General features: G+C 51.9%; 4 protein-coding genes and 1 tRNA gene. 2 read left to right on the top strand and 3 right to left on the bottom strand.

What is annotated here, in order from left to right:
• Positions 1 to 199: 199 nt before the first annotated feature.
• From V6D20_18435 to V6D20_18425, 3 genes are all read right to left on the bottom strand, one after another.
• Positions 200 to 270 (bottom strand) — tRNA-Gly (locus tag V6D20_18435).
• A 115-nt stretch (positions 271 to 385) separates the two neighbouring features.
• Positions 386 to 1411 (bottom strand): type I glyceraldehyde-3-phosphate dehydrogenase, encoded by a 1026-nt coding sequence (gene gap / locus V6D20_18430; protein HEY9817760.1) that lies wholly within the window; start codon positions 1409 to 1411, stop codon positions 386 to 388.
• Between the two features lie 411 nt (positions 1412 to 1822).
• Positions 1823 to 2032 (bottom strand): hypothetical protein, encoded by a 210-nt coding sequence (locus V6D20_18425; GenBank protein HEY9817759.1) that lies wholly within the window; start codon positions 2030 to 2032, stop codon positions 1823 to 1825.
• Positions 2033 to 2635: 603 nt separating this feature from the next.
• On the opposite strand from V6D20_18425, the gene V6D20_18420 reads away from it, so the two are divergent.
• Both V6D20_18420 and dapF read left to right on the top strand, forming a co-directional pair.
• Entirely contained in the window at positions 2636 to 2905 is a 270-nt protein-coding gene (locus V6D20_18420; GenBank protein ID HEY9817758.1) for an NIL domain-containing protein, read from the top strand.
• A 67-nt stretch (positions 2906 to 2972) separates the two neighbouring features.
• A complete protein-coding gene (gene dapF / locus V6D20_18415; GenBank protein ID HEY9817757.1) occupies positions 2973 to 3818 on the top strand; it encodes a diaminopimelate epimerase in 846 nt (281 codons plus the stop codon).
• Positions 3819 to 4123: the final 305 nt, after the last annotated feature.

The raw sequence follows: 4123 nt of genomic DNA, 5'->3' as shown, positions 1-4123 counted from the left end.
CAGCAACGCCAGTTATTTACTCTAAAACCCCAACCTCAACGCCTCTTCACAAATTTTCTTCCCCAACCTTCTGTTGGCAGAGGCTTTGCCGAGGTTGAGGTATATGGTATGTAGCTAGATAAAGGCGAACCTGCCTGAGGACTCAAACCTTCATAAGGCTTAGCCAAAAACAGGCTGAGGTTTTTCGTCAAGGCTCTAAAGCGGGTGGGGGGAATCGAACCCCCATCATCAGCTTGGAAGGCTGAGGTTTTACCACTAAACTACACCCGCATGGGTAACCCATAGCTTGGCTATACTAACATGAACCAGATACTTAGGGGAATACCCAAGAGCGATCGCTCCTGAGTATTCCCAAAGGTTCATAAATGAACAACTAGGCTCAAGGCTAGAGAATGCCGTCCTTCTCAGCCATAGACATCATGAGATCGATGACGCGCATGGAATAGCCCCATTCATTGTCATACCAAGCCACAATCTTGAAGAAATTGGCATTCAGCTCAATACCCGCCGTGGCATCAAAGATGCTGGAGCGGGGATCACCTTGGAAGTCAGTGGAGGCAACCGGATCCTCGGTATAGCCGAGAATACCAGCCAAGCCATTTTCGGAAGCCGCTTTCATGGCTGCACAAATTTCAGCATAGCTGGTAGCTTGGTCGGTTTTGAAGGTGAGGTCAACCACCGAGACATCGGGCGTGGGCACCCGGAAGGCCATGCCGGTGAGCTTGCCCTTCAGTTCTGGCAACACTAGGGTAACTGCCTTGGCAGCCCCGGTGGACGCCGGAATGATATTCTGAGCGGCGCTACGTCCACCGCGCATATCTTTCTTGCTGGGGCCATCTACGGTGGGTTGGGTGGCGGTCATGGCATGAACCGTGGTCATCAGCCCTTCCGCTAATCCAAAGTTATCGTTGATCACCTTGGCCACTGGTGCGAGGCAGTTGGTGGTGCAGCTCGCATTAGACACGATCGCATCGGTCTCTGGGTTAAAGGTGTCATGGTTGACGCCCACGAGCAGGGTGCGAACTTTTTCAGGATCCTTGGTGGGAGCAGAAATCACAACCCGCTTTGCCCCAGCCGCTAGGTGTTGCGCCGCACCCTGATAGTCCGTGAATAATCCTGTTGCTTCAACAACATAATCGGTATTGGCATCCCCCCAGGGCAGATCGGAAGGATTGCGAATGGCAGTACAGGGAATATGCTTGCCGTTCACCACGATGCCGCTGTCTACCGCTTCCACCGTGCCCTTAAATTTGCCGTGGGTGGAGTCGTATTTCAACAAATAGGCGAGGTTTTCTGGAGGAACCAGGTCATTGATGCCGACAAACTGAATATTGGGGTTATCAATACCGGCGCGGAACACTAGTCGTCCAATCCGCCCAAATCCATTGATGCCTACTTTGATAGCAGCCATAATCAAAACTCCTTGTCGAGGGTCTGCAAGTTGCTGTGGTGTGTGGAACGATCGGCATGGAATTCTGCGCGTAACAGGGGCTCTGCTGCGTTTAGGATGAACGCGATCGCATGACGATCCACCGATGACAGCGCCCGAAGGTCGGCCTACTGCCCTCGCCATGGAGACTCAAGGGTCATTGATGGCTCTTCGGATGCTATGAGCACCCAAAAGCTCTATGAACCAAGCGCCGAGAAGAATCAGCGCTAGACGATCCGAGACAATCCGATCCGTTCCCTACGCTGAGATAGTAGCAACGAATTGGCGATCGCCTAGATTTATTAATCCAATTTTCCCAATCCTGCCAGGTTGAGCGATCGCACCATAGACTAGGCTCGATGTATTCCTAGGTATCTATGGCCAGTGCTGGGGTTAATCCACCACTTTTAGCAGGCCCATTTGCAGGCGATCGCTCACGGAGCGTACCTGCGCCAGTTGGCGACTCGTCAAGGTTTCGCCTGCAATCAAAAAGCCTAAAAATCGCTGTTTGTCGCTGTAGGTAATGCGTCCAGTGGAGAGCACTCCTTGAATGAGTTGCTCTAATTCATGGTTTAGATCGTTGCTATGGGTTTGTAGTGACATATCGACATCAGGAAGAGATAGAAGGGATAAGCACTTATCCGTAAAAACACTTGATAGCGCTTTTAATCAATCAGTTTTTTTAAGAATTAATTAAGCATGTGTCTTTCATTATACGAACTATACGGGATTATACCTGGGTATCCGGATGAACCCACGATAAAGTTCACGGAACTATCTAAGAGTTTTTGCTGAACTTTAAGGCATTACCCCTCCACAGACCTCCTGTGGATAGATCACCTCCTCGGCTCAGTCAGACTTTAATCTACGCATCATCGATCGGGAAACGAGAGTTTAAGCTTGACGGGCTGAGTGGCGATCGATAGAATAAAAAATATCACTATTCCTATCGACTTACCGTAGATTCAGTTCTTGATACATGTCAGGCGCTAAAATTCCCGCGATAGGCTTGCATATCTGTGGGCAGATGAACGTCCCGACTCTGTCCAGACTGCTGAGACTTCACCCTACTAAGTGGGAAGGCCTAACTTTGGCAAGCATGTCGACGTCGCTCCATGCTCCAATCCTTAAGAGAAGAGGGTTGAGCGACGTCGAAACCCGGCAGCTTTCATTTAATTGAGTCCACCTACTTACCAACCAGGAGACATGATGTCCGTTGATCAGCCGTTGGTTCAAACACGCCTGCGTCTTCGCATTCCCCATCACTACCATCAAGAACCGGTGATTTCCAAGCTGGTGTCTCACTATCACGTCACGGTGAATATTGAGGCGGCCGTTCTGGGTGCCAACGCTGAGGGAGATGGATGGTTTGATTTGGTGCTGCAGGGCCAGCCCGATTGCCTTGAGCAGGCCCTGCAATATATTCATGACCTAGAAATAGAAGTGTGGAGCGGCTCTGATATCAGCGAATGGTAGCCTGCTCGCATCAGTTTCGACGTATGCTAAATCCATAGAGAGCTTCACCCTCAACTCGTTCACTCCTATGGCTATAGACTTTACGAAATATCACGGCATTGGTAACGACTTCATCTTGATTGACAATCGTCAGCAAGCCGAGCCACTGCTCACCCCAGAAGAGGCGATCGCTTGGTGCGATCGCCATTTTGGCATTGGGGCAGATGGGGTGATTTTTGCCCTGCCGGGGCAGGCCGACACCGACTACGCCATGCGGATTTTCAACTCCGATGGCTCTGAGCCAGAAATGTGCGGTAATGGCATTCGCTGCATGGCGCGGTTTGTTGCTCAGCTCGAAGCAGCAGACGGTGTGGATACGACGGAGAAAACCTACCGTATCCATACCCTAGCGGGCTTGATTTCACCAAAGCTAGAACCCGATGGACAAGTGACCGTAGACATGGGCATTCCGCGCCTGCTGGCGAGTGAGATTCCCACCAACCTCGGCGCAGCGGATGACAAGGTAGTCGGGATCTCGCTCTCCGTGGCGGATCAAGATTGGACGGTCACCTGCGTGAGCATGGGCAATCCTCACTGCATCACCTTTGTAGAGGATGTGGATGCGATCGCCCTTGAGCAGATTGGCCCAAAGTTTGAGCACCATCCCGCCTTCCCCAAACGGATCAATACCGAATTTATCCAAGTGGTGCGATCGGATTATCTCAAAATGCGGGTGTGGGAACGGGGTGCAGGCATTACCCTAGCCTGCGGCACCGGAGCCTGTGCAGCCCTAGTGGCTAGCGTGTTGAACAATCGCAGCGATCGCCAAGCCACGGTAGAATTACCCGGCGGTTCACTGCTGATTACCTGGGCAGACGACAACCACCTTTATATGACCGGGCCCGCCGAACAGGTGTTCACCAGTAGCCGCTAGTGCCGCAAGACAAAAGAACGAAGACAGAAGAACGAAAAGGAATCCCAGGACACACAAGGGTTCCCACCTTAGCAACTAGGCGGGTTACGTTCGTCTCAGAGTACTCGTTGACTGGGGCAGAGATCCGGCGATCGCCCAGATTCTGCCTGAGCACCATTCCAGGTTCCTCAGGCCTGTTCCATCAGGCTAGATCCAAGGATCATCATCCTCAAGATCGGGCCCCGGAATCAGATCCGGCTGAATGGGACGCTGATCCTCGGTGCTGAGGGCACCGGATGCCTGCTTAGTCAACGCCGATCCTGCAG

This window comes from Candidatus Obscuribacterales bacterium (assembly GCA_036703605.1).
Lineage (GTDB): Bacteria > Cyanobacteriota > Cyanobacteriia > RECH01 > RECH01 > RECH01.
Note: the sequence above shows the minus strand (reverse complement) of the source record. Positions and strands in the feature narration are given on the sequence as shown.

Bases quoted from the DNA above. Each gene is read 5' to 3' on its own strand.
- V6D20_18425 (HEY9817759.1), bottom strand. From the start codon at position 2,032: ATGTCACTACAAACCCATAGCAACGATCTAAACCATGAATTAGAGCAA.
- gap (HEY9817760.1), bottom strand. From the start codon at position 1,411: ATGGCTGCTATCAAAGTAGGCATCAATGGATTTGGGCGGATTGGACGA.
- dapF (HEY9817757.1), top strand. From the start codon at position 2,973: ATGGCTATAGACTTTACGAAATATCACGGCATTGGTAACGACTTCATC.
- V6D20_18420 (HEY9817758.1), top strand. From the start codon at position 2,636: ATGATGTCCGTTGATCAGCCGTTGGTTCAAACACGCCTGCGTCTTCGC.